This window comes from Achromobacter veterisilvae (genome assembly GCF_037619525.1).
Classification (GTDB): Bacteria; Pseudomonadota; Gammaproteobacteria; order Burkholderiales; family Burkholderiaceae_B; genus Achromobacter; species Achromobacter veterisilvae.
In genome coordinates this window covers 5,946,908-5,969,370 of the sequence record NZ_CP148753.1, presented here as the reverse complement: position 1 = coordinate 5,969,370, position 22,463 = coordinate 5,946,908, and the positions used below count along the sequence as shown (strand labels likewise).

17 protein-coding genes and 1 tRNA gene are annotated in these 22,463 nt (G+C 69.2%); 9 read left to right on the top strand and 9 right to left on the bottom strand.

The genetic code is table 11. The annotated features are described in order from the left end of the window. Positions 1 to 49 precede the first annotated feature (49 nt). Both WHX56_RS27730 and WHX56_RS27725 read right to left on the bottom strand, forming a co-directional pair. Complete coding sequence (locus tag WHX56_RS27730; protein WP_338879542.1) at positions 50 to 1,243, bottom strand: acyl-CoA dehydrogenase; 1,194 nt, start codon at positions 1,241 to 1,243, stop codon at positions 50 to 52. Between the two features lie 129 nt (positions 1,244 to 1,372). After that, positions 1,373 to 3,055: a thiamine pyrophosphate-binding protein gene (locus tag WHX56_RS27725; protein ID WP_129245860.1), complete on the bottom strand. Its 1,683-nt coding sequence runs from the start codon at positions 3,053 to 3,055 to the stop codon at positions 1,373 to 1,375. 184 nt (positions 3,056 to 3,239) lie between these two features. On the opposite strand from WHX56_RS27725, the gene WHX56_RS27720 reads away from it, so the two are divergent. The 4 genes from WHX56_RS27720 to WHX56_RS27705 all read left to right on the top strand — a co-directional run bounded on the left by WHX56_RS27720 (position 3,240) and on the right by WHX56_RS27705 (position 6,392). After that, a complete protein-coding gene (locus WHX56_RS27720) occupies positions 3,240 to 4,145 on the top strand; it encodes a LysR substrate-binding domain-containing protein (protein ID WP_129245818.1) in 906 nt (301 codons plus the stop codon). Between the two features lie 15 nt (positions 4,146 to 4,160). Continuing rightward, entirely contained in the window at positions 4,161 to 5,144 is a 984-nt protein-coding gene (xerD, locus tag WHX56_RS27715) for a site-specific tyrosine recombinase XerD (RefSeq protein WP_338879541.1), read from the top strand. A 38-nt stretch (positions 5,145 to 5,182) separates the two neighbouring features. Continuing rightward, complete coding sequence (gene ybaK / locus WHX56_RS27710; protein ID WP_338879540.1) at positions 5,183 to 5,674, top strand: Cys-tRNA(Pro) deacylase; 492 nt, start codon at positions 5,183 to 5,185, stop codon at positions 5,672 to 5,674. A gap of 139 nt (positions 5,675 to 5,813) precedes the next feature. Continuing rightward, positions 5,814 to 6,392, top strand: coding sequence for a DJ-1/PfpI family protein (locus WHX56_RS27705; protein WP_338879539.1), 579 nt, complete (start codon positions 5,814 to 5,816; stop codon positions 6,390 to 6,392). Between the two features lie 68 nt (positions 6,393 to 6,460). Here the strand turns inward: WHX56_RS27705 and adhP are convergent, their stop codons facing one another. After that, complete coding sequence (gene adhP, locus WHX56_RS27700) at positions 6,461 to 7,486, bottom strand: alcohol dehydrogenase AdhP (protein WP_338879538.1); 1,026 nt, start codon at positions 7,484 to 7,486, stop codon at positions 6,461 to 6,463. A 242-nt stretch (positions 7,487 to 7,728) separates the two neighbouring features. Between adhP and WHX56_RS27695 the strand changes: the two genes are divergently transcribed. After that, positions 7,729 to 8,115, top strand: coding sequence for a ribbon-helix-helix domain-containing protein (locus WHX56_RS27695; protein ID WP_129245809.1), 387 nt, complete (start codon positions 7,729 to 7,731; stop codon positions 8,113 to 8,115). Between the two features lie 78 nt (positions 8,116 to 8,193). Here WHX56_RS27695 and pbpG read toward each other — a convergent pair whose 3' ends face one another. The 6 genes from pbpG to WHX56_RS27665 form a co-directional block, all read right to left on the bottom strand. Beyond that, complete coding sequence (gene pbpG / locus WHX56_RS27690) at positions 8,194 to 9,369, bottom strand: D-alanyl-D-alanine endopeptidase (protein WP_165360332.1); 1,176 nt, start codon at positions 9,367 to 9,369, stop codon at positions 8,194 to 8,196. Positions 9,370 to 9,694: 325 nt separating this feature from the next. Next, positions 9,695 to 9,769: transfer RNA gene (locus WHX56_RS27685), tRNA-Arg, on the bottom strand. 164 nt (positions 9,770 to 9,933) lie between these two features. Next, entirely contained in the window at positions 9,934 to 10,590 is a 657-nt protein-coding gene (locus tag WHX56_RS27680) for a response regulator transcription factor (RefSeq protein WP_129245808.1), read from the bottom strand. A 7-nt stretch (positions 10,591 to 10,597) separates the two neighbouring features. Further along, positions 10,598 to 12,553 (bottom strand): acetate--CoA ligase, encoded by a 1,956-nt coding sequence (acs, locus tag WHX56_RS27675; protein WP_338879537.1) that lies wholly within the window; start codon positions 12,551 to 12,553, stop codon positions 10,598 to 10,600. Between the two features lie 18 nt (positions 12,554 to 12,571). Next, the gene (actP, locus tag WHX56_RS27670) at positions 12,572 to 14,248 is read right to left on the bottom strand and encodes a cation/acetate symporter ActP (RefSeq protein WP_129245789.1); all 1,677 of its coding nucleotides are present in this window, start codon (positions 14,246 to 14,248) and stop codon (positions 12,572 to 12,574) included. Further along, a complete protein-coding gene (locus WHX56_RS27665; protein ID WP_129245787.1) occupies positions 14,245 to 14,559 on the bottom strand; it encodes a DUF485 domain-containing protein in 315 nt (104 codons plus the stop codon). The genes actP and WHX56_RS27665 overlap by 4 nt, the downstream gene beginning before the upstream one ends. A gap of 248 nt (positions 14,560 to 14,807) precedes the next feature. On the opposite strand from WHX56_RS27665, the gene WHX56_RS27660 reads away from it, so the two are divergent. The 4 genes from WHX56_RS27660 to WHX56_RS27645 all read left to right on the top strand — a co-directional run bounded on the left by WHX56_RS27660 (position 14,808) and on the right by WHX56_RS27645 (position 22,399). Next, on the top strand, positions 14,808 to 16,007 hold the full coding sequence (locus WHX56_RS27660) for an MFS transporter (protein WP_129245785.1): 1,200 nt from the start codon (positions 14,808 to 14,810) through the stop codon (positions 16,005 to 16,007). Between the two features lie 22 nt (positions 16,008 to 16,029). Next, positions 16,030 to 16,194 (top strand): hypothetical protein, encoded by a 165-nt coding sequence (locus WHX56_RS27655; protein WP_338879536.1) that lies wholly within the window; start codon positions 16,030 to 16,032, stop codon positions 16,192 to 16,194. 88 nt (positions 16,195 to 16,282) lie between these two features. Next, positions 16,283 to 18,946, top strand: a complete 2,664-nt coding sequence (locus WHX56_RS27650; RefSeq protein WP_338879535.1) for a PD-(D/E)XK nuclease family protein — start codon at positions 16,283 to 16,285, stop codon at positions 18,944 to 18,946. Between the two features lie 3 nt (positions 18,947 to 18,949). Continuing rightward, positions 18,950 to 22,399: a UvrD-helicase domain-containing protein gene (locus WHX56_RS27645; protein WP_338879534.1), complete on the top strand. Its 3,450-nt coding sequence runs from the start codon at positions 18,950 to 18,952 to the stop codon at positions 22,397 to 22,399. Positions 22,400 to 22,463: the final 64 nt, after the last annotated feature.

Below are 22,463 nucleotides of genomic sequence, written 5' to 3'. Positions count from 1 at the left end.
AAGGCCGCCCCGAGGGGCGGCCTTGTTCAGGGCCGGGATAGGCGGGCGATCAATAGAACGCCTGGATGCCCGTCTGCGCGCGGCCCAGGATCAGGGCGTGCACGTCGTGGGTGCCTTCGTAGGTGTTGACCACTTCCAGGTTCACCAGGTGGCGGGCCACGCCGAACTCGTCGGAGATGCCGTTGCCGCCGAGCATGTCGCGCGCCAGGCGGGCGATGTCCAGGGCCTTGCCGCAGGAATTGCGCTTCATGATGGACGTGATTTCGACGGCGGCGGTGCCTTCGTCCTTCATGCGGCCCAGGCGCAGGCAGCCTTGCAGGGCCAGCGTGATCTCGGTCTGCATGTCGGCCAGCTTCTTCTGGATCAACTGGTTGGCGGCCAGCGGACGGCCGAACTGCTTGCGGTCCAGGGTGTACTGGCGGGCGGTGTGCCAGCAGGCCTCGGCGGCGCCGACGGCGCCCCAGGCGATGCCGTAGCGGGCGGAGTTCAGGCAGGTGAACGGACCCTTCAGGCCGGACACGCCGGGCATCATCTGTTCGTCGGACACTTCCACTTCGTCCATGACGATTTCGCCGGTGATCGAGGCGCGCAGGCCGACCTTGCCGTGGATGGCCGGGGCCGACAGGCCCTTCATGCCCTTGTCCAGGATGAAGCCGCGGATCTTGCCGTCGAAGTCGCCGCCGACGCACTTGGCCCACACCACGAAGACGTCGGCGATGGGCGAGTTGGTGATCCACATCTTGTTGCCGGAAATCTTGTAGCCGTCGGACGTCTTGACGGCGCGGGTTTCCATGCCGCCGGGGTCGGAGCCGTGGTTGGGTTCGGTCAGGCCGAAGCAGCCGATCCATTCGCCGCGGGCGAGCTTGGGCAGGTACTTCTGCTTTTGCGCTTCGCTGCCGAATTCGTTGATGGGCACCATCACCAGGGACGACTGCACGCTCATCATGGAGCGGTAGCCGGAGTCGATGCGTTCGACTTCGCGGGCGATCAGGCCGTAGCTGACGTAGTTCAGGCCGGCGCCGCCGTATTCGACGGGGATGGTGGCGCCCAGGAGGCCCAGTTCGCCCATTTCGGAGAAGATGGCCGGATCGGTCTGTTCATTGCGGAACGCGTTCAGGACGCGCGGAGCAAGCTTGTCCTGCGCATAGGCGTAGGCAGCGTCGCGCACCATGCGTTCTTCTTCGGTCAGTTGCTGGTCCAGCAACAGGGGATCTTGCCAGTGAAAGGAAGGATTCGAGGACATGCTGGTCTCCGCTATGGATTTCCGTATTCGGAATGCTAGAAAGTTTAAACCTAAAATAATTGCGACGGCAAGCTGCGGGTTGCCCGGCGCGCCTTGCGCGCCGCCGGCGCCCGCCGTGTCCTTGCCGTGTCAGTGCTGGGCTTTCAGGGCCGCGTCGCGGATCTTTTCCAGGGTCGTGGACGGCGTGATGGTTTCCGGATCGATGAAGCAGTGCAGGATCGCCGGCTTGCCGCTGGCCAGGGCGCGCTCGAAGGCGGGCCCGAACTGCTCGGTGGTCTCGACGCGTTCGCCGTGGCCGCCGAAGGCGCGCGCGTAATCGGCGAAATCCGGGTTTTTCAGCGCGGTCGCGGAAATGCGGCCGGGGTAGTGCTTTTCCTGGTGCATGCGGATCGTGCCGTACATGCCGTTGTCCACCAGCACCACCACGATGGGCAGGTCGTACTGCACGGCCGTGGCGAATTCCTGGCCGTGCATCAGGAAGCACCCGTCGCCGGCGAAGCACACCACCGTCTTGTCGGGCCAGACGCGCTTGGCGCCCACGGCCGCGGGCAGGCCGTAGCCCATGGAGCCCGACGTGGGCGCCAGTTGCGTGCCGTAGCGGTTGAAGCGGTGGAAGCGGTGCAGCCAGGTGGCGTAGTTGCCGGCGCCGTTGGTCATGATGGCGTCGGCCGGCAGCGTTTTTTCCAGATAGGCCATCACCTGGCCCATCTGGAGCGCGCCCGGCGTCGTGATCGCGGAGGGATCGCTCCATTGCAGGTACGACTCGCGCATGGCCTGCGTGCCTTCGGCCCAGGCGGGCTTGGCGGGCGCCTTCAGGCCGGCGAGCGCCTGCGCGAAGGCGGCGGGCGAGGTGTTGATGGCCAGCGTGGGGCGATAGACGCGCGCCAGTTCGCCGGAGTCGGGGTGCACGTGCACCAGCTTTTGCCGGGGCACCGGGATGTCCAGCAGGGTATAGGCCTGGCTGGGGTTTTCCGACATGCGGCCGCCCACCAGCAGGACCAGGTCCGCGTCGGCGACGCGCTTGAGCAAGGCCGGATTGATGCCCAGGCCCACGTCGCCGATGAAGCAGGGGTGGTCGGCGGGGAACAGCATCTGGCGGCGGAACGACACCGCCGTGGGCAGCGCGTGGCGCTGCGCGAAATCGGCGAACTGCTGCACGGCGCGGGCGTCCCAGCGCGTGCCGCCCAGGATCGCGACCGGGTTCTTGGCGTCGGCCAGCAGCTTTTCCAGGTCGGCCAACTGGCCGGCGGTGGGCGCGGAGTCGATGATTTCGTAGCGGGGCGCGTCGGCGACCGCCGCCGCTTCGACGAGCATGTCCTCGGGCAGGGCGATGACGACCGGGCCGGGGCGGCCCGAGGTGGCGACGTGGAAGGCGCGCGAAATCAGTTCGGGGATCCGTTCGACCTGGTCGATTTCGGTGACCCACTTGGCCTGCGTGCCGAACACGGCGCGGTAATCCATTTCCTGGAAGGCTTCGCGTTCGCGCATGCCGCGTTCGATCTGGCCCACGAAGAGGATCAGCGGGGTGGAGTCCTGCTTGGCGATGTGCACGCCGGCCAGCGCGTTGGACGCGCCGGGGCCGCGGGTCACCATGCAGATGCCGGGCTCGCCGGTCAGCTTGCCGTGGGCGTCGGCCATCATGGCCGCGCCGCCTTCCTGGCGGCACACCGTGACCTTGATATCCGCGTCGTGCAGGCCGTCCAGCACCGCGAGGTAGCTTTCGCCGGGAACACAGAAAACATGCTTGACGCCCTGCGCAACCAGTTGGTCGACCAGGATGTGTCCGCCTAGGCGGGATTCTTGCTGGGACATGGGGGTGGTAGTCATGATGAGCCGAGGTTAGGACATCCGAGCATAATGTTCCTCGATCGCACAATGCAATTGATAAAATTGCACAATCTATTGACCCACCGGCACGACGTGCCATGTTGCGCCGCGGCAAGCGCCGCGCCCCGAGCGCCGCAGCACCCGGCCCGCACAAGGCGGTTCCCGCTCTATGAGAAATGGCATTCCCAACCTGAGCGCCTTGCAGGCGTTCGAAGCCTCCGCCCGCCTGGGCAGCTTTTCCCGCGCGGCCGAGGAACTGTCCCTGACCCACAGCGCGGTCTACCGCCAGGTGGCCAGCCTGGAGTCGCGCCTGGGCGTGCAGTTGTTCACCCGGGTGCGGCGGCGCATCGTGCTGACCGACCACGGGGCGGAATACGCCGGCCGCATCCGCCACCACCTGGACCAGATCGAGAAAGACACCTTCGGCCTGGTCAGCCGCACCGGCATGGGCCGCAGCATCCACATCGCCGTCGTGCCCACCCTGGCCACGACCTGGCTGATCCCGCGCCTGGCGGACTTCCAGCGGGAACACGGCGACATCACCGTCAGCCTGTCGGTGCGCACGCTGCCCTTCCAGTTCAAGGACCAGCCCTTCGACGGCGCGCTGTACCACGGGGACGGATTGTGGCCGGGAACGCAGGGCGTGCTGCTGTTTCCCGAGCGCGAGCTGGTGCCGGTGTGCGCGCCGGAACTGGCGGCGCGCGCGGCGGACTCCGGCGCCGGCGCCCTGTCCGGCATGACGCACCTGCACCTGGCTTCGCGCCCCGACGCCTGGCGCCAGTGGTACGGCGCCAATAACCATCTGTACGGCCCCCAGGCCGCGGGCGGGCCCCGCTACGAACTGTTCACCATGGTGATGGCGGCGGTGCAGGCCGGGCTGGGGGTGGGGCTGATGCCGCGCTTCCTGGCGCAGCCCGCGCTGGACCAGGGCACGCTGGCGATGCCGGTGCCGCAGTCGCTGACGGTCAGCCAGGGCTATTATTTCGGCTATCCGCAGCGCAGCGAACGCTCCGAGGCGCTCCAGCTCTTCGAGAGCTGGCTGAAGTCGGCCGCTTCGGGCGTGGGCGGGCGCTGAGCCGTAGAATCAATCATGTCCGACATTCCCCCGCCGCTCGCCTCCCAGGCCGATATCGACGCTTTCATAGACGCCGTATGGCTCGAGGACGGCCTGTCGGCCAACACCCTGGCCGCCTACCGGCGCGACCTGACCGGCTTCGCGCGATGGCTCGAAGACCCCGAGGCCTATGCCCGCGAAATGGCCGACCGCCACGGCGCCGGCGGGCATGCCCACGCGCTGCCCGCGGGGCCCGCCATCCCCCTGCGCGATGCCGGAAAAGCCGACATCGAGGCCTGGTTCGCCTTCCGCCACGAGGAAACGCGCGCCACCACCGCCAACCGCCGGCTGGCCGCGCTGCGCCGCTTCTATGCCTGGGCCCTGCGCGAACACCGGTGCGAGCGCGATCCCTGTCTGACGCTGGTCGCCGCCAAGCAGCCGCCGCGCATGCCCAAGACCCTGTCCGAGCAGCAGGTGGACGCCCTGCTGCGCGCGCCCGACCTGGAGCAGGCCCGGGGCCTGCGCGACCGCGCCATGCTGGAAACGCTGTACGCCACCGGCCTGCGGGTGTCCGAACTGGTGGGCGTGCGGACCCTGGACGTGAGCCTGAACGAAGGCGTGGTGCGCGTGGTGCTGGGCAAGGGCGGCAAGGACAGGCTGGTGCCCCTGGGCGCGGAGGCGGCGCACTGGATCGACCGCTACCTGAAGGCCGGGCGGCCGGAACTGGCGGCCGGCCGCGCGAGCGACGCGCTCTTCATCACCGGCCGGGCCGAGCCGATGTCGCGCCAGGCCTTCTGGCAACTGGTGAAGAAGTACGCCTTGCTGGCGGACGTCCGCGCGCCCCTGTCGCCGCACGTCCTGCGGCATGCGTTCGCCACGCACCTGCTGAACCACGGCGCCGACCTGCGCGTGGTGCAGATGCTGCTGGGCCACGCGGACATCTCCACCACGCAGATCTACACGCACGTCGCGCGCGAACGCCTGAAGGCGCTGCACGCGGCGCACCATCCCCGCGGCTAGCCGCGCGGCGCCTTTTCCCACATCAGTCCGGCATTCTCATGAGCAAAGCCCGCCACGTATCTGAAACGCCCGCCACCCAGTTCCTCAAGCAGCACAAGGTGGCCTATACGGAACATACCTACGACTACGTCGACCACGGGGGCGCCGGCGAGGCCGCGCGCCAACTGGGCCTGGACCCGCATGCGGTGGTCAAGACGCTGATCATGGAGGACGAGTCCGCCAGGCCGCTCATCATCGTCATGCACGGCGACCGGGAGGTCTCCACCAAGAACCTGGCCCGCCAGGCGGGGCTGAAGAAGGTCGAACCCTGCAAGCCCGAGGTGGCGCAGCGCCATTCCGGCTACCAGGTGGGCGGCACCTCGCCTTTCGGGACACGCAAGAAGATGCCGGTATGGGTCGAGGCGGAGGTGCTGGACTATCCCGTGGTCTACATCAACGGCGGGCGGCGCGGCTACCTGATAGGAATCGATCCCAAGGCGCTGGTCGGCCTGCTGGGCGCGAAAGGCGTCTCCGTCGCGCTGGAGCAGTAGCGCCGGCCGCGGCGCTTGCGGTATCCCGATACCACCTCGCGGGCCGATGGCGGAGCCACAATAGGGACGAAGACCAAGAACCGGAACCCCGCCCCGCGGGGTGCAGAACCGGCTTTCCGACATCCCTAGGAGACTTTCCATGAGCAAGCGACTGTTGATGCTGGTCGGCGACTACGCCGAAGACTACGAGACCATGGTGCCGTTCCAGACCCTGCTGACGGTGGGGCATACGGTGCATGCGGTATGCCCGGACAAGAAGGCCGGCGATACCGTCGCCACGGCGATCCACGATTTCGAGGGCGCGCAGACCTACAGCGAAAAGCGCGGCCACAATTTCGCGCTGAACTACGACTTCGACCGCGTCGAGCCCTCGTCCTATGACGGCCTGGTCATTCCGGGCGGACGCGCGCCGGAGTACCTGCGCCTGAATGAAAAGGTGCTGGACATCGTGCGCGCCTTCGACCAGGCTGGGAAGCCCATCGCGGCGGTGTGCCACGGCGCGCAACTGCTTGCCGCGGCGGGGATCCTGAAGGGGCGCACCTGCTCGGCGTATCCGGCGTGCGCGCCGGAAGTCCGCCTGGCCGGCGGCACCTATGCCGAGATCGGGATCGACCAGGCCTACACCGACGGCAACCTGGTGACCGCGCCCGCGTGGCCCGCGCATCCGGCCTGGCTGTCGCAGTTCCTGTCGGTGCTGGGCACCAAGATCGTCCCCTGATACCGGCGGAAAAAAAGGCGCCCGGGACCGCCCCCGGGCGCCTTTCGCGTTTCTGCCGCGCGTAGTGCTCAGGCGAAGTCGAGCACGACGCGGCCTTCGATCTGGCCGCGGCGCATGCGGTCGAAAACGTCGTTGATGTTTTCGAGGCTTTCGGTGGCGACGGTGGCGTGCACCTTGCCCTCTTCCGCGAATTGCAGCGACTCTTGCAGATCCAGGCGCGAACCCACGATCGAGCCGCGCACGGTGACGCCGTTGAGCACCATGTCGAAGATCGACAGCGGGAAGTCGCCCGGGGGCAGCCCGTTGAGCGCCACGGTGCCGCCGCGGCGCACCATGCCCAGCGCCTGTTCGAACGCCTTGGGCGACACGGCCGTGATCAGCGCGCCGTGCGCGCCGCCGATTTCACGCTTCAGGTAGGCGGCCGGATCCGTGGTCTTGGCGTTGACGGTGACCTCCGCGCCCAGGCGGCGGGCGAGATCCAGCTTGGCGTCGTCGATGTCCACCGCGGCGACGTTCAGGCCCATGGCCTTCGCGTACTGCACCGCCATGTGGCCCAGCCCGCCGATGCCGGAGACCACCACCCAGTTGCCCGGGCGGGTGTCGGTCATCTTCAGGCCCTTGTACACGGTGACGCCGGCGCACAGCACGGGCGCGATCTCGACGAAACCGACGTTCTTGGGCAGCAGCCCCACGTAGTCCGCGGCGGCCAGGGCGTACTCGGCGAAGCCGCCGTTCACGGAGTAGCCGGCGTTCTGCTGCTGTTCGCACAGGGTTTCCCAGCCGCCCAGGCAGTGTTCGCAGTGCCCGCAGGCGGAATAGAGCCAGGGGATGCCGACGCGGTCGCCTTCCTTCACGTGGGTGACGCCGGCGCCCGCCGCCACGACGTGGCCGACGCCTTCGTGGCCGGGGATGAAGGGCGGATTGGGCTTGACGGGCCAGTCGCCCTCGACCGCGTGCAGGTCGGTGTGGCACACCCCGCAGGCTTCGATCTTCACCAGGAGTTCGCCCGGACCCGGGCGCGGCACCGCGACTTCTTCGATGACGAGGGGCTTGCCGAATGCCCGCGCGACCGCTGCCTTCATGGTTTTATCCATCACTACCTCCGAAGTCTGATCAGTTTGACTATCCTCGAACGCGTGTGTTTTCCCGACCATGATTTATATCAATACAGAGAAAGCGCGGGGAGACCGGAAACGTGTGGTTTCAGAATGGCGGCGGCGCCCTCCGGGAATCCCTGCGGCGCATCGCCTTGCGGGGGCGCCGCCAAACGGCGTACAGTGGGCCAAAGGCGTCCCGGCCCAGGCGGGCGCCTTGCCCCGAGCCCCAGGATCCTCCCATGTGTGAAATCTTCATCCGCGCCAGCGAGCAGTCCTATGCGCCCGAGACCCGGTCCCTGCGTTTGCACGGGGCGGCCACCAGCCTGCGGCTCGAACGGCTGTTCTGGCAGGTCCTGGAAGAGATCGCGGGCCGCGACGGCATGCGCGTGACGCAACTGATCGAACGCCTGTACGACGAACTGATCGAATACCGGGGCGAGGCCGCCAACTTCACCTCCTTCCTGCGCGTGTGCTGCCTGCGCTACCAGTTGTTGCAGGCCGAAGGCCGGATTCCGCTGGACGCCGGCGTGCCGATCCGCTCGCTCAACGCCCAGGCCGTGCTGGAAGGGTTGCCGCCTTCGCTGTACGACGCGCAGCCCCTGCGCCCGAAACGTCGGGCCGCGTAGGCCGGGCCGCGTAGGCCAAAGAAAAGGGCCCGATCCGATCGGGCCCTTCGTTTAGGCGCGGGAGGAAGCTGCCGGCATTCAGCCGCCGGACTGGATCGAGGCCAGCGCCACTTCGCTTTGCACGATGCGGCGGATGCGCACCGCATCGCCGATGCGCGAGAGCTTGCCCTGGGAATCCAGCAGCACGATGGCCAGATCGCGGCCGTTGATGCGCGCCAGCATCACCAGGCATTCGCCGGCCTCGTTGATGTAGCCGGTCTTGGAAACCTTGATGTCCCAGTCGGGCTTGCGCACCAGCAGGTTGGTGTTGCGGAACGTCTGCGTGCGGTTGTTGATCTCGACGTCGTACTCGGTGTCGGTGGAGTAGCGGTGGATCAGCGGGCGCTGGGCCGCGGCGCGCAGCAGGCGGGCCAGGTCGTGGGGCGACGAAACGTTGTTGCTGGACAGGCCGGTGGGTTCGATGAAATGCGTGCTGGCCATGCCCAGCGCCTGCGCCTTGGCGTTCATGGCGGCCACGAAAGCGGGCAGGCCGCCCGGATAATGGCGGCCCAGCGCGTTGGCGGCGCGGTTTTCCGACGACATCAGCGCCAGGTGCAGCATGTCGCCGCGGGACAGCTTGGTGCCCACGCGCAGGCGCGAGGTGGTGTGCTTGAGGCCGTCGACGTCGTCGTCGGTGATTTCGAGCATCTCGTCCATGGGCAGGTTGGCGTCCACCACGACGACGGCGGTCATCAGCTTCGAGATGGAAGCGATGGGGCGCACCACATTTTCGTTCTTGGCGAAGACGACGGTGGAGGTTTCCAGGTCCTGCACGTAGGCGGTGCTGGAGCGCAGGGCGGCGGCCTCGGCGCGCGCCGAGGCGGCGGGCGGCGGCATGGCGGCGGCGCCTGCCGCTGCGGCGGCGCGCTGCGCGCGCGACGGTTTGTTGGGTTTGCCGTTCTTGCCGGCGGCGCCCTTCTTGGGCGGCGTGGCCTTCGCGGAGGCCTGCTTGCCGCCCTTGGGGGAGGCGGCCTTCTTGCCGGCCGAGGCCTTGGGCGGAGCCTTCTTGGCGGCCGGAGCGGCCTGTTTGGCGGAACCGGCCTTCGGGGCCGGCGACTTCTTGGCTTGTTGCGCCTTGCAGGCCGACGACTTCGCGTTGGTCTTGCAGGGATCGGAATTCTTGGCGGCTTGCGCGGCGGGGGGCAGGAGCGCGCACATCGCCAGCGCCACAGGCGCTATCGCGTTCGCAATCGCACGTTTCCAGGAAAAGGCCATGGTTTGAGCAGGCTTGTCAGTCTGTGAAAAAATATTTCTTAAGCCGGCGTTGCGTCGGATCAGGAAAAGTCCAGATGAATTAGAGGCTTACGCGTCGAATTTAAACAGCAATTTCAAGTGATGCGCAAGACGATTCGCTATCTTCGCCGAAAAAAATATCGGTGACGTATTGACGCGGGTTCAATTCGTCACAAGACGCGTCACGAGAAGCTAATGGCGCGCGGCGCGTGAGCGTAGCCCGGATTAACCCTCATTTGGCTGAACGGGGGGATGCGAAGGGGGGGAAAGGCGGGAACGGGCGGGGCGTCGGATCCGACGCCGGAAGTGGCCTCGCCGGGTGGAATCGAACCACCAATTGACCCTTAGGAGGGGCCGGTTATATCCATTTAACTACGGCGAGACGTGTCGGCTTTTGCAAACCGACCTGCGCAACGGGCTGAAAAACCAGGATTCGCCAGCGATGCGTATCGATTCGAGACCAGGATTCTAGCATCTGGAACCGGTTTGAACGGCTGGCCCGCGCCCAGCCCGGGCGCGCGGGGCGCCGGCCCCCGGGGGGCGCCCTCAGGACCTGGCGCCATAGCGCCACGTCTTCAGCCCCAGGCGTTCCGCGATGACCACGGCTTGCGTGCGGTTGGAGACGCGCAGCTTGCGCATGATGGCGGTCATGTGGGCCTTGACGGTGGCTTCCGAGACCTGCAATTCATGGGCGATCTGCTTGTTCATCAGGCCCGCGCCCACCATTTGCAGCACGCGGAACTGCTGCGGCGTGAGTTCGCGCACGCTGGTGGCGAGGGCGGCTTCGCGGGACGGGTCGCCGCCGCCGGCGATGCCGGACGGCGGGAGCCAGGTGCCGCCGTCCAGCACGTGCAGCACGGCGGCGCCCAGGGTTTCGGATCCGGCGGACTTCGGAACGTATCCCGCCACGCCGTGCGCCAGCGCGCGGCGCATCAGGAGCGGGTCCTCGTGCGCGGAAACGACGACGATGGGCAGTCGGGGGTGCCGCCCGCGCAGGCGGACCACCGAGTCCAGGCCGACGGCCCCCGGCATGTCCAGGTCCAGCAGCAGCAGGTCGGCGCCGGGATGGGCGTCGACCAGGTCGTAGAGCGCGCCGGCCTCGCCGGCTTCATGGACGACGCTGCCCGGCAGCACCCGGCCGATCATCCCGCGCAGGGCCTCGCGGAACAGCGGATGGTCGTCGGCGATCAGGAGTACGCGCATGGGCCGATCATGCCATACGCCGCTCCCGCACCAGCGTCTGCACGACCGTGGGATCGGCCAGGGTGGTGATGTCGCCGAGGTCGTCGACGGTGTTGTCGGCGATCTTGCGCAGGATGCGGCGCATGATCTTGCCCGAACGCGTCTTCGGCAGGCCGGGCGCCCATTGCAGGTGGTCCGGCGTGGCGATGGGACCGATTTCGCGGCGCACGTGGGCCACCAGTTCCTGGCGCAGGCTTTCGGATTCCTGGGTGCCCGCCTTCAGCGTGACGTAGACGTAAATGCCCTGGCCCTTGATGTCGTGGGCAAACCCCACGGCCGCGGCCTCGGCGACCTTGGGGTGCGATACCAGCGCGCTTTCCAGTTCGGCGGTGCCGATGCGGTGTCCGCTGACGTTGAGCACGTCGTCCACGCGTCCGGTGATCCAGTAGTCGCCGTCGGCGTCGCGGCGGCAGCGGTCGCCCGTGAAATACATGCCGGGGTAGTCCTTGAAGCAACTGTCGACGTAGCGCTGGGCGTCGCCGTGGATGCTGCGGGCCTGGCCGGGCCACGAGTCGCGGATGTAGAGGTTGCCTTCGCCGGGGCCGTCGATCAGGGCGCCGGTCTTCACGTCGACCAGTTCGGGCCGGATGCCGAAAAAGGGAGTGCTGGCCGCGCCGGGCTTGCACGCCTTGGCGCCGGGCAGCGGGGAAATCAGGATGCCGCCCGTTTCCGTCTGCCACCAGGTGTCGACGATGGGGCAGCGTCCGCCGCCGACCACGTCGTGATACCAGCGCCACGCTTCGGGGTTGATCGGTTCGCCCACCGTGCCCAGCAGCCGCAGCGATGTCCGGGCCGTGCGCAGCACGGGTTCCTGGCCTTCGCGCATCAGGGCGCGGATGGCGGTGGGCGCGGTGTAGAAGATGCTGACGCGGTGCTTGTCGACGACCTGCCAGAAGCGCGAGGCGTCCGGGTAGCTGGGCACGCCCTCGAAGACCAGCGAGGTGGCCCCGTTGGCCAGCGGGCCATAGGCCAGGTAGCTGTGCCCGGTGATCCAGCCCACGTCCGCCGTGCACCAGAATACGTCGTCGTCGCGGAGGTCGAAGACGGTGGCGTGCGTGTACGCGGCATAGACCAGGTAGCCGCCCGTGGTGTGCAGCATGCCCTTGGGTTTGCCGGTGCTGCCCGAGGTATAGAGGATGAACAGCGGGTCCTCGGCGTTCATGCGCTCGGGTTCGCATTCGGCGGCTTCGCGTTCCATCAGCGGGCCCAGCCAGTAGTCGCGTTCGGCCGTCATGTCGACCGGCGTGCCGGTGTTTTTCGCGACCAGCACGGTGCGCACGCTTTCCATGCCCGGCATCCGCAGCGCGGCGTCGACGTTGGCCTTGAGCGCGATGGCGCGGCCCGCGCGGCGGCCTTCGTCGGCGGTGATGATGGCCGTGGCGCCGCAGTCGCGCACGCGGTCGGCGATCGAGGCCGGCGCGAAGCCGCCGAACACGACGTTGTGGACGGCGCCGATGCGCGCGCAGGCCAGCATGGCGGTCACGGCTTCCACGATCATCGGCATGTAGAGCGTGACGCGGTCGCCGCGGCCGATGCCCGCGCGGCGCAGGGCGTTGCCCATCTTGCAGACCTGGGCGTGCAGTTCCCGGTAGCTGACGTGCCGGGAGGGGACGGCCGGGTCGTCCGATTCCCAGATCAGGGCGGTCTTGCCGCCACGGGTTTCCAGATGGCGGTCCAGGCAGTTGACGCTGACGTTCAGTTCGCCGTCGGCGTACCAGCGGATGCGGAAGTCCTCGGCCGCGAAACTGACGTCGCGGATCTGCGTGGGTTCGCGGTACCACTGCAGGCGCCCGGCCGCGTTCGACCAGAACGCATCGGGATCGCCCAGCGAGGCCGCGTACCGTGCCTCGTACTGTTCCTGCGTTACCGTATCCGGGCCGGCGAAGCCCTCGGGCACGGGATAGAGATCGCGGATAGGGTCCATGGTGGCTCCTCTGAACGGTTAATGATCGACCGCGCTGGCGGCCCCGATGCCCGTCTGGCTGCGGACGGTCAGGGCGTCGAACGCGGCGGCTTCCCGGGCGGCCCGCGGGCTGCGGTCCAGCTTGGAGAACAGCCAGATCGCGAAGAACGCCAGGGGAATGGACAGGATTCCCGGGTTGGGGAAGGGGACGACCGGGGTCTTGAAGCCGAAGACGTCCACCCAGACGGTCTGGCTCAGCACGACCCAGACCGTGGCCGAGGCCAGTCCCAGGAATCCGCCGATGGTGGCGCCGCGGGTAGTGCAGCCGCGCCACGAAATCGACAGCACCAGCACCGGGAAATTGGCGCTGGCGGCAATGGCGAAGGCCAGGCCCACCATGAACGCCACGTTCTGGTTCTCGAACACGATGCCGAGCAGGATGGCCATCACGCCCAGCGCGATGGTGGACAGGCGGGAGATCCGCATCTGCTGGTGTTCCGTGGCGCGTCCGCGGGCGATGACGTTGGCGTACAGGTCGTGCGCGATGGCCGCCGCCCCGGCCAGCGCCAGCCCCGCCACCACCGCCACGATGGTGGCGAACGTGACCGCGGCCAGGAAGCCCAGCAGCAGGCTGCCGCCCACCGCGTTGGCCAGGTGCACCGCGACCATGTTGGTTCCGCCGATCAGGTTTTTCAGCATATCGAAGCCGCCCTGCGGACCGGTGGAGAAGTACTCCGGATGGCGCACCAGCAGTGCGACCGCGCCAAAGCCGATGATGAAGGTGAGCAGGTAGAAGTAGCCGATGAAGGAGCTGGCGTAGATGACGGACTTGCGCGCCTCCTTGGCGTTGGACACGGTGAAGAAGCGCATCAGGATGTGCGGCAGCCCGGCGGTGCCGAAGGCCAGCGCGATGCCCAGCGACAGGGCGTTCAGCGGATTGCTGCTGACCTGCGCGCCCGGCGCCAGCAGCTCCAGGCCGGCCGGGTGCACGCGCGTGGCCTCGGCCAGCAGGGCGTCGGGGTTGTAGTCGAAGGCGGCCAGCACCAGCGCCGTCATCAGCGTGGCGCCCACCAGCATCAGCACGGCCTTGATGATCTGCACCCAGGTCGTGGCGGTCATGCCGCCGAAGGCCACGTAGATCATCATCAGCGATCCGACGATGAGCACGGCGATGTTGTAGTCCAGCCCGAACAGCAGCACGATCAGCTTGCCGGCGCCGACCATCTGCGCGATCAGGTACAGCGCGATGATCAGCAGCGACGCGCTGGCCGCCAGCAGGCGCATCGGGGTCTGCGCCAGGCGGAACGAGGTCACGTCGGCGAAGTTGTAGCGCCCTAGGTTGCGCAGGCGCTCGGCGATCAGGAACATGACCACCGGCCAGCCGAAGAGAAAGCCGATGGCGTAGATCATGCCGTCGAAGCCGCTGACGTAGACCATGCCCGCGATGCCCAGGAACGAGGCGGCGGAAAGATAGTCGCCGGCGATGGCGAGGCCGTTCTGGAAGCCCGACAGGCCCCCGCCCGCCGTGTAGAAGTCGGACGTGGTGCGCGTGCGCTTGGCGGCCCAGTAGGTGATGCCCATGGTGGCCGCGATGAAGACCAGGAACATGACGATGGCGGACGTGCTGGTCTGCCCGGCCGGGGCGGCGTGGGCCGGGCCCGCCAGCGCACAGGCCGATGCCGCGGCCCCGGCGGCGATGCGTTTTCCGTGTTTCATGAGACGTCCTTGATGATGGTGGCCAGCAACGGGTCGAACACGGTGTTGGAAATGTGGACGTAGGCCGAGATCAGGACCACGGCGCTGCACACCACGAGCGTGCCGGTCAGCACGCCGATGCTCATCGTCATGCCGGGCAGGGGCCGGGCGAAGAACACGGGGTCGAACGCAAGGGTCAGGATGAAGCCGGCGTAGATCGCGCCGGTGACGGCGAAGAAGAGCAGGCTGGTGCGGCTGCGCCGGCGCAGCAATTCCTGGTATCGGGGATGCCGCAGGACGGCGGCAACGGTTCCTTTCTGGAGTGCGGTCACTGCGGGTCTCCTTTGTCGTGGCCGGCGGGATGCGGCGTTGCGGTCTGGCCCGGGCAGCGGGGCCGGCCGGGCATTGACCCAATATAGAGACGCATCCGGCGGCGGGACACTCGACCTTAGTCGTAGGGGGGAGCCCGAGGGGAAGGGGCACCTGCCCGGGACTTGTATATGATGTGCGGATCCGGCCTGTGCGCCGGATCCGCACCGAGGAGGGGGCGGAAAACCAAAAACAACGAGACACGGGTTTCATGTCCAGTCAATCCGATACGATTTCCATGCGCACCATCATGCTGGGCACGCTGGTCGTGCTGCTTGCCATGGGGGTGCGCGCCACCTTCGGCCTGTTCATGCAGCCGATGGGCCTGGCCCAGGGCTGGGGTCGCGAGGTGTTTTCGATGGCCTTCGCGCTGCAGAACCTGGTATGGGGCGTGGCCTGCATCTTCATGGGCATCCTGGCCGACCGCTACGGCTCGGGCCGCACCATCGCCCTGGGCGCGGTGCTGTACATGCTGGGCATGATCGGCACGCGCTTCGCCACGGACGAAACCACGCTCTACCTGACCGCCGGCGTGCTGGTCGGGCTGGGCCAGGCGGGCACGACCTTCCCGGTGATCCTGCCCGTCGTGGCCCGTTCGGTGCCGCCCGCCTACCGCAGCACGGCCATGGGCATCGCCAGCGCGGGCGGCTCGATGGGGCAGTTCGCCGTGGTGCCCACCGGCCAGATGCTGATCAGCGGCCTGGACTGGACGGGCGCGCTGTGGGTGCTGTCGCTGTTCGTGGCCTGCTGCGCGCCGCTGGCCTATTTCCTTCGCGGACGGCCGCAGGTCCACGCGGGTCCGCAGCAGTCGCTGGCTTCGGCGGTCAGGCAGGCCGTGCGCCATCCCTCGTTCCATTTCCTGTTCTGGAGCTATTTCGTCTGCGGCTTCCACACGGCCTTCATCACGCTGCACCTGCCGGCGTACGTCACCGACGGCGGCCTGACGGCGGGGCAGGGCGCCACCGCCATCGCGCTGATCGGCCTGTTCAACGTGCTGGGTTCGTTCTACGCGGGCAAGCTGGGCGGCAAGTACAGCAAGAAGCGCCTGCTGGCGGGCGTGTACGGCATGCGCGCCTTCGGCATTCTCCTGTTGCTGTGGATGCCGCTGTCGCCCTGGGTGCTGTATGCCTTCGCGGCCTGGATGGGCCTGTTCTGGCTGGGGACCGTGCCGCTCACGCAGGGGCTGATCGGCCAGATCTACGGCCTGCGCTACGCGGCCACGCTGTCGGGCATCGTCTTCCTGGGCCACCAGATCGGCAGCTTCATCGGCGTCTGGCTGGGCGGATATGCCTACGCCAAGACCGGCAACTACGACCTGGTGTGGTGGCTGGGCGTGGTGCTGGCCATCGTCGCCGCGCTGCTGTGCCTGCCGGTGCGGGAGCAGCCGGTGGCCCAGCCGGCTCCCGCCTGACCCCGGCATGCCAGGAACCGCCATGACGCCCAAGCCTTCCGCCCCTGGTTCCGCCCGCCGCCATCGCGGCTGGCGCGCGGCCGGCGCGCTGGCCCTTGCGGCGGTGCTGGGGTTGGCATTCTGGGGCTACAGATCGCCCGAGATGCAGATCCACTGGGAAAACCTGGCCGCCCTCTGCGGCTTCTAGCCGCATTTTCCGCCGCCGGCTCGCGGTATCCTACGGCGGTGTTTTTCTCCGTCATAGCCGCCGCCCGCGGGCGGGGCCCTGGGTGCCCATGCAGGACACATCGATTTCCTATCCCGACCTATCGCTGCCGGACATCGGCGGCATGCCCGCCGCCGGCACGCTCGTGCTGACGGTGAACAACCGCCTGTCGCGCCGGCTGACGCTGGAGCTTGCCGGCCTGCTGCGCCAGGAGCGCCAGGTCAGCGAGCTGCCGCGCATCCTGCCGCTGTCCGCCTGGCTGGCCGAATCGGCCAACGAACTCGCGTTCGAGGCCGATGACGGCGTGCCCGCCTACCGGCTCGACAGCTTCGCCACGCAACTGGTGTGGACCGAGGCGATCCGCGCGGAGGAGGCCGAGCGCGTCCTGCTGGACGCCAGCCAGGCCGCGCGCCTGGCCATGGATGCCGACCTGCTGATGGACGAGTGGGACCTGCAAGTGCCTTCGGGCGCCGATACGGACGAATACCGCGGTTTCGCGAAATGGCGCGACCGCTACCGCCGGACGCTGGCCGGCATCGACGCCGAGGACGCCAACCAGGGCTATGCGCGCGTGCTGCGGGCGCTGGAAGAAGGGCGCCTGGCCACTCCCCGGCAGCTTGTGCTGGCGGGCTTCACCGATTTGTCGCCGCGCTTCCGGCGGCTGCTGCAGGCCTTCGAGGCGCAGGGCACCGCCGTCGCGCAGTGGCGCGACGCGCAGCGGGCCGAGGCCGTGGCGCGGCGGTACGAAGCGGCGGACCAGGGGGCGGAGTGGCGCGCCGCGGCCGCCTGGGCGGCCGGCTGCCTGAAGGCGCATCCCCAGGGCCGTTACGCCATCGTGTCGCCCCAGCTCGAGGCGGAATCGCCATTTGCCCGGCGCGTGCTGAGCCAGGCCCTGGCCGGGCGCGGCGGCGAACCCGCCCACGCCTTCAACGTGGCCGTGGGCCGGCCGCTGAACGAATGGCCGATGGCGCGCGCCGCGCTGGCCTGGCTGCGCGCCCTGGCCGAGTGCGCGGCGGGCAAGGGCTGCGGCGTGGAAGTGCTGGGCGCGGCCCTGCTGGCCGGGCATTGCGCGGGCGACGTGCGCGACCGCGCCCGGCTGGCCGCCATCGATGCGCGCTGGCGCCGCCAGGCCCGCCTGCACGTCGGCCCGCAGGAATGGCGCAAGCTGCTGGCGGACCTGCCGCTCTTGGCGCAGGCCTGGAACCAGGCGCTGGAAATCTGGACGCAGGGCGGCCGGCAGGCCACCTGCGACGTCTGGATGCTGCGCATGAAGGCCGCCCTGACGGCGCTGGGCTTTCCCGGCGAAGCCGTGCTGGACAGCGTGGGCTACCAGGTGATGGGCGCGCTGGGCGACGCCCTGGGCAGTTTTTCGGCGCTGGCGCCGGCCGCCGGCCGCCTGGGCGGACTGGCCGCCGTGAACCTGCTGGAAAGCGTGGCGCGGTCCGCTTCGTTCCAGCCGCAGCGCGACCCGCTGGCGCGCCTGGACGTGCTGGGCCTGCTGGAGGCCGAAGGCGGTTACTGGGACGGCATCTGGATCCTGGGCCTGACCGACGACGTGCTGCCCGCGTCGCCCAAGCCCAATCCCCTGCTGCCGCTGGCCGTGCTGCGCCAGGCCAAGGCGCCGCGCGCCACGCCCGAGCGCGAACGCGAATGGGCGGAAGGCATGTATGCCGCGCTGTGCCGCTGCGCGCCCGAGATCATCGTCAGCCATGCGCACATGGACGGCGAGCGCGAATTGCGCCCGTCGCCCTTGATCGCCGCCGCCGCGCCGGCGGATTGGGCTCCGCCTGCCGCCGCGGCGCCGGCGGCGCTGCCGCAGGAATCCCTGGACGACACGCAAGGGCCGCCCCTGGCCGCCGGCAACCGGGGTGGCGGCGGCCTGGACGTGCTCGACACGCAGGCCCGCAATCCCTTGTGGGCCTTCGTGCGGCACCGCCTGGGCGGACGCGAACTGGCGCCGTATGCCGACGCCGCCACCGTGAACGTGCGCGGCCAGTTCCTGCACAAGGCGCTGGAACTGGTGTGGGGCATGATGCCCGACCAGGACGCGCTGCACGAGGTCATGGCGGCGGGCCGTTTGCCCGCCTTGCTGGAACAGGCCGTGGCGCAGGCGGCGGAAGAGGAACTGCAGGACTACGCGCCCGCCTTGAAGGCGCTGGAATGCCAGCGCGCCCAGGCGGTGCTGGCGTCCTGGCTCGACATGGAGGCGCAGCGCCTGCCGTTCGCGGTGGCGCAGGTGGAAAAGAACCACCAGTGGCAGCGCGGCGCGCTCACCCTGAAACTGCGGCTCGACCGCATCGACAGCCTGGACGACGGGCGCAGCGTCATCGTGGACTACAAGACCGGCGTGGCCGCGGCCAAGCCCGAACCGGACTGGTCGCGCAGCCGGCCCGTCAACGTCCAGTTGCCGTTCTACGCGTCGGTGCTGGCGGAGGCCGCCGGCGGCGACGTGGCGGGCCTGGTCCTGGCGCAGGTCCATGCGCGGCAGGTCGCCGCGCAAGGCCTGGCCGACGAGGACCTCGGCATGCCGGGCGTCACCCTGGCCAGCGAGAGCAAGTACTTCGACGGCCTGTCGTGGCCGCGGATACGCGAGCGCTGGCGCATGGCGATCGAGGCGCTGGCCGACGAATACGTCGCCGGATACGCGGCCAACGTGGCCTATCGCCGCGACGACCTGAAATACTGCGATGCATTGCCGTTCCTGCGTTTGCATCTGGACGACGAGGACGCATGAGCCATGGCTGAACAAGAACGCTTGCCGCACGACCACGCCGCGCGCGCCGCCGCGCTGGACCCGACACGCTCGTTCCTGGTGCAGGCGCCGGCGGGCTCGGGCAAGACCGAACTGCTGACAGACCGGATCCTGGCGCTGCTGGCCACGGTGAACCGCCCGGAAGAAATCGTCGCCATCACCTTCACCCGCAAGGCCGCCTCGGAAATGCACGCGCGCGTGCTCAGCAAGCTGCGCCGCGGCCTCGACGGCCCGCCCGAGGCCATGCACGAGCGCCGTAGCTGGGAACTGGCCCGCGCCGCGCTGGCGCGCAACGCGGAGCAGGGCTGGCACCTGCTGGAGCATCCGGCCCGCCTGGCCATCCGCACCATCGACTCCTTCTGCGCGGGGCTGGTGCGCAGCATGCCCTGGCTGTCGGAACTGGGCGGCATGCCCGAGATCACCGACGACGCGCGCGCCCATTACGAGGCCGCGGCGCGCGCCACGCTGGAACTGGCGGACGATTACGAGGCGGTGCGCATCCTGCTCAAGCACCTGGATGTGGACGTGCAGGCGGCCAAGGAGGCCATCGCCGACATGCTGGGCCAGCGCGACCAATGGCTGCCGCTGCTGCGCCACGGGTCCGACCGCGAGGCGATGGAGGCCACGCTGGCCGATGCCATCGGCGAAGACCTGGACGCGCTCTGCGAGGCCATGCCCTTCGGCTGGGCCGAAGCGCTTTGCGGCCCGGCCCGCCTGGCCGCCGCCCATTTGCAGGACGGCGAAGACGAAAACAAGCTGCTGGCGCTCGTGGACTGGACCGAGGAACTGCTGCCCGACGCCGGCATGCTGGACCAGTGGCGGGCCGTGGCGCACCTGCTGCTGACCGGCACCGGCACGCTGCGCAAGACCGTGAACAAGAACCTGGGCTTTCCGGCCAAGTGCGCGCACAAGGAACCCTTCGTGGCCTGGCTGGAGGCCGCCGACGCCCAGGCGCCCTGGGTGCGCCGTCTTCATGCGGTGCGCGACGTTCCCGCGCCGCATTTCACCGACGCGCAATGGGAAGTGCTGGGCGCGCAGTTGATGACCCTGGCGCTGGCGGTGGCGCAACTGCGGCTGCGTTTCGCCGACACGGGCGAAGTCGACTTCATCGAGATCGCCCAGCGCGCCGCGTCGGCGCTGGGCAGCGCCGACGATCCGGGCGAACTGCTGCTGAAGCTGGATGCGTCGATCCGCCACCTGCTCATCGACGAATTCCAGGACACCAGCCAGACCCAACTGGACCTGCTGCGCACGCTGACCTCCGGCTGGCAGGCCGGCGACGGCCGCAGCCTGTTCCTGGTGGGCGACCCGATGCAATCCATCTACCGCTTCCGCAAGGCGGAGGTGGGGCTGTTCCTTGAAGTCGCCGAGATCGGCGTGGGCGAATTGCAGCCGGACTTCCTGAACCTGACCGACAACTTCCGTTCGCAGGCGGGCATCGTGGACTGGGTGAACCGGTCGTTCGCGGAGCTGCTGCCCCGGCGCAGCGACGCCACGGCGGGCGCCATCGCCTACAGCCCGTCCACCGCCTTCCACGAGGCGCTGCCGGAACCGGCCGTGCGCTTCCATCCGGCCTGGTCTCGCGAAGGCGCGGCGCCGGCCGAAGCGCAGGCCGAGGACATCGCGGTGGGCCTGGTGCGCCAGGCGCTGATCGACCACAAAGGCGCCAAACACCCCGTCGCCGTGCTGGTGCGGGCGCGCAGCCACCTGGGCAACCTGACCCGCCGGCTGGCCCAGGAGGGCATACGCTGCCGCGCGGTGGACCTGGTGCCGCTGGCCTTGCGGCCGGTGGTCGCCGACCTGGTGCAACTGGTGCGGGCCCTGTCCCATCCCGGCGACCGGCTGGCCTGGCTGTCGGTGCTGCGCGCGCCGTATTGCGGCCTGACGCTGACGTCGTTGCAGCGTCTGTTCGGCGACGACCACGTCACGCCGGTGCCGGTCCTGCTGGAGCGCGCGCTGCGCATCGCGCCCCAGGCCCCGCCGGCCGCGGCCGGCGCCGGTCCGCAGGGCAGTCTGTTCGACGCCGCGCCCGAGGCGCCGGAGACCCCGTCCGCCCAGGAAGCGCTGGGCGCGGACGAGTTCGCGCGCCTGCGGCAGGTGGCGGCCGTCCTGCTGGACAAGCGCAACGCATCGGGCGCCATGCCGTTCGCGGCCTGGGTGGAATCGCTGTGGCGCCGCCTGGGCGGGCCGGGCCTGTACGCGGGCCTGTCGGTGGCCAACGACGCGGAAAGCCTGTTCCAACTGGTCGAGCGCCTGGCGCCGCACGGCGCCATCGATCCGGCGGCGCTGGACGCGGGGATTGCGCGCCTCTTCGCCGCGCCGGACGCGGCGGACGAGGACGAGGGCGCGGTCGAGATCATGACCATGCACAAGTCCAAGGGCCTGCAATTCGAAACCGTCATCCTGTACGGCCTGCACCGCGCGCCGCGCGGAGACCAGCCGCCGCTCGTGCGCTTCGAGCAAAGCGGCGGCCGCGTGCTGTTCGGCCCGGTCAAGCCGCGCGCGGAAACCGAGGCCGACCCGGTGTCGCGCTACCTGGGCGCGCGCGAGGCGCGCCGGGCTTCCTACGAGGTCGACCGGCTGCTGTACGTGGCGGCGACGCGGGCGCGCAAGCGTCTGCATCTGGTGGGCCATCTGTCGGTGGACGAGGCCAGCGGCCAGGTCAAGGCGCCGCCGTCGGCCAGTCTGCTGGGCCGCCTGTGGCCCTGCCTTGCCGCCCCGGTCCCGCCGGCGCTGGAAGACGAAGCCGCGCCCGAGGCCGCCGACGGCCCCGAGTGGCAGGGCGAACCCTTGCGGCGCGTGGACGGCGCGGGCCTGGCGCAGTTGTCGCGCGTGGCCGACGAGGTGGCCAGCCCCGGCTTTGCCACCGCCTCGCGCGGCGTCTGGGGCGAGGGCGGCGAACATCCGGCGTGGCAGTTGGAAGCCGGCTACGACGCGGCCATCGGCACCCTGGCGCATGCCTGGCTGGCCCGCATCGGACAGGACGGCGTGGACGCGTGGCCGGCCGGGGTCCTGGCCGAACGCCTGCCCGCGATGCGCCGCCAACTGACCCGGGCCGGCATCCCCGCGAGCCAGGCGGACGCGGCTTCCGAAGCCGTGCTGGAAACCCTGCAGGCCACGCTGGCCGACGAGCGCGGCCTGTGGCTGCTATCGCAGTCCGGCGCGCGCCGGGAATGGCCGCTGATCGACGCCGCGGGCAAGGTGTCGGTGATCGACCTGGCCCTGAGCACCGAAGACGGCTGGCTCATCGTCGACTACAAAACGGGCCGCCCGCACCCCGGCGAACCCCCCGAGTCCTTCGCCCAGCGCATGCGCCAGCGGCACGGCGAACAACTGCTGCGCTATTGCACCCAGGTGACCGCGCTGGACGGCCGCAAGGCGAGGGCGGCGCTGTACTTCCCCCGGGCGCGCGCGTGGATCGACTTGAAGCATTGATGTGATTGGGTCGGTGTCAGACACCCGGGCAGGCCTGTTGGGCTTGGATGGGCGTCTCGTACGG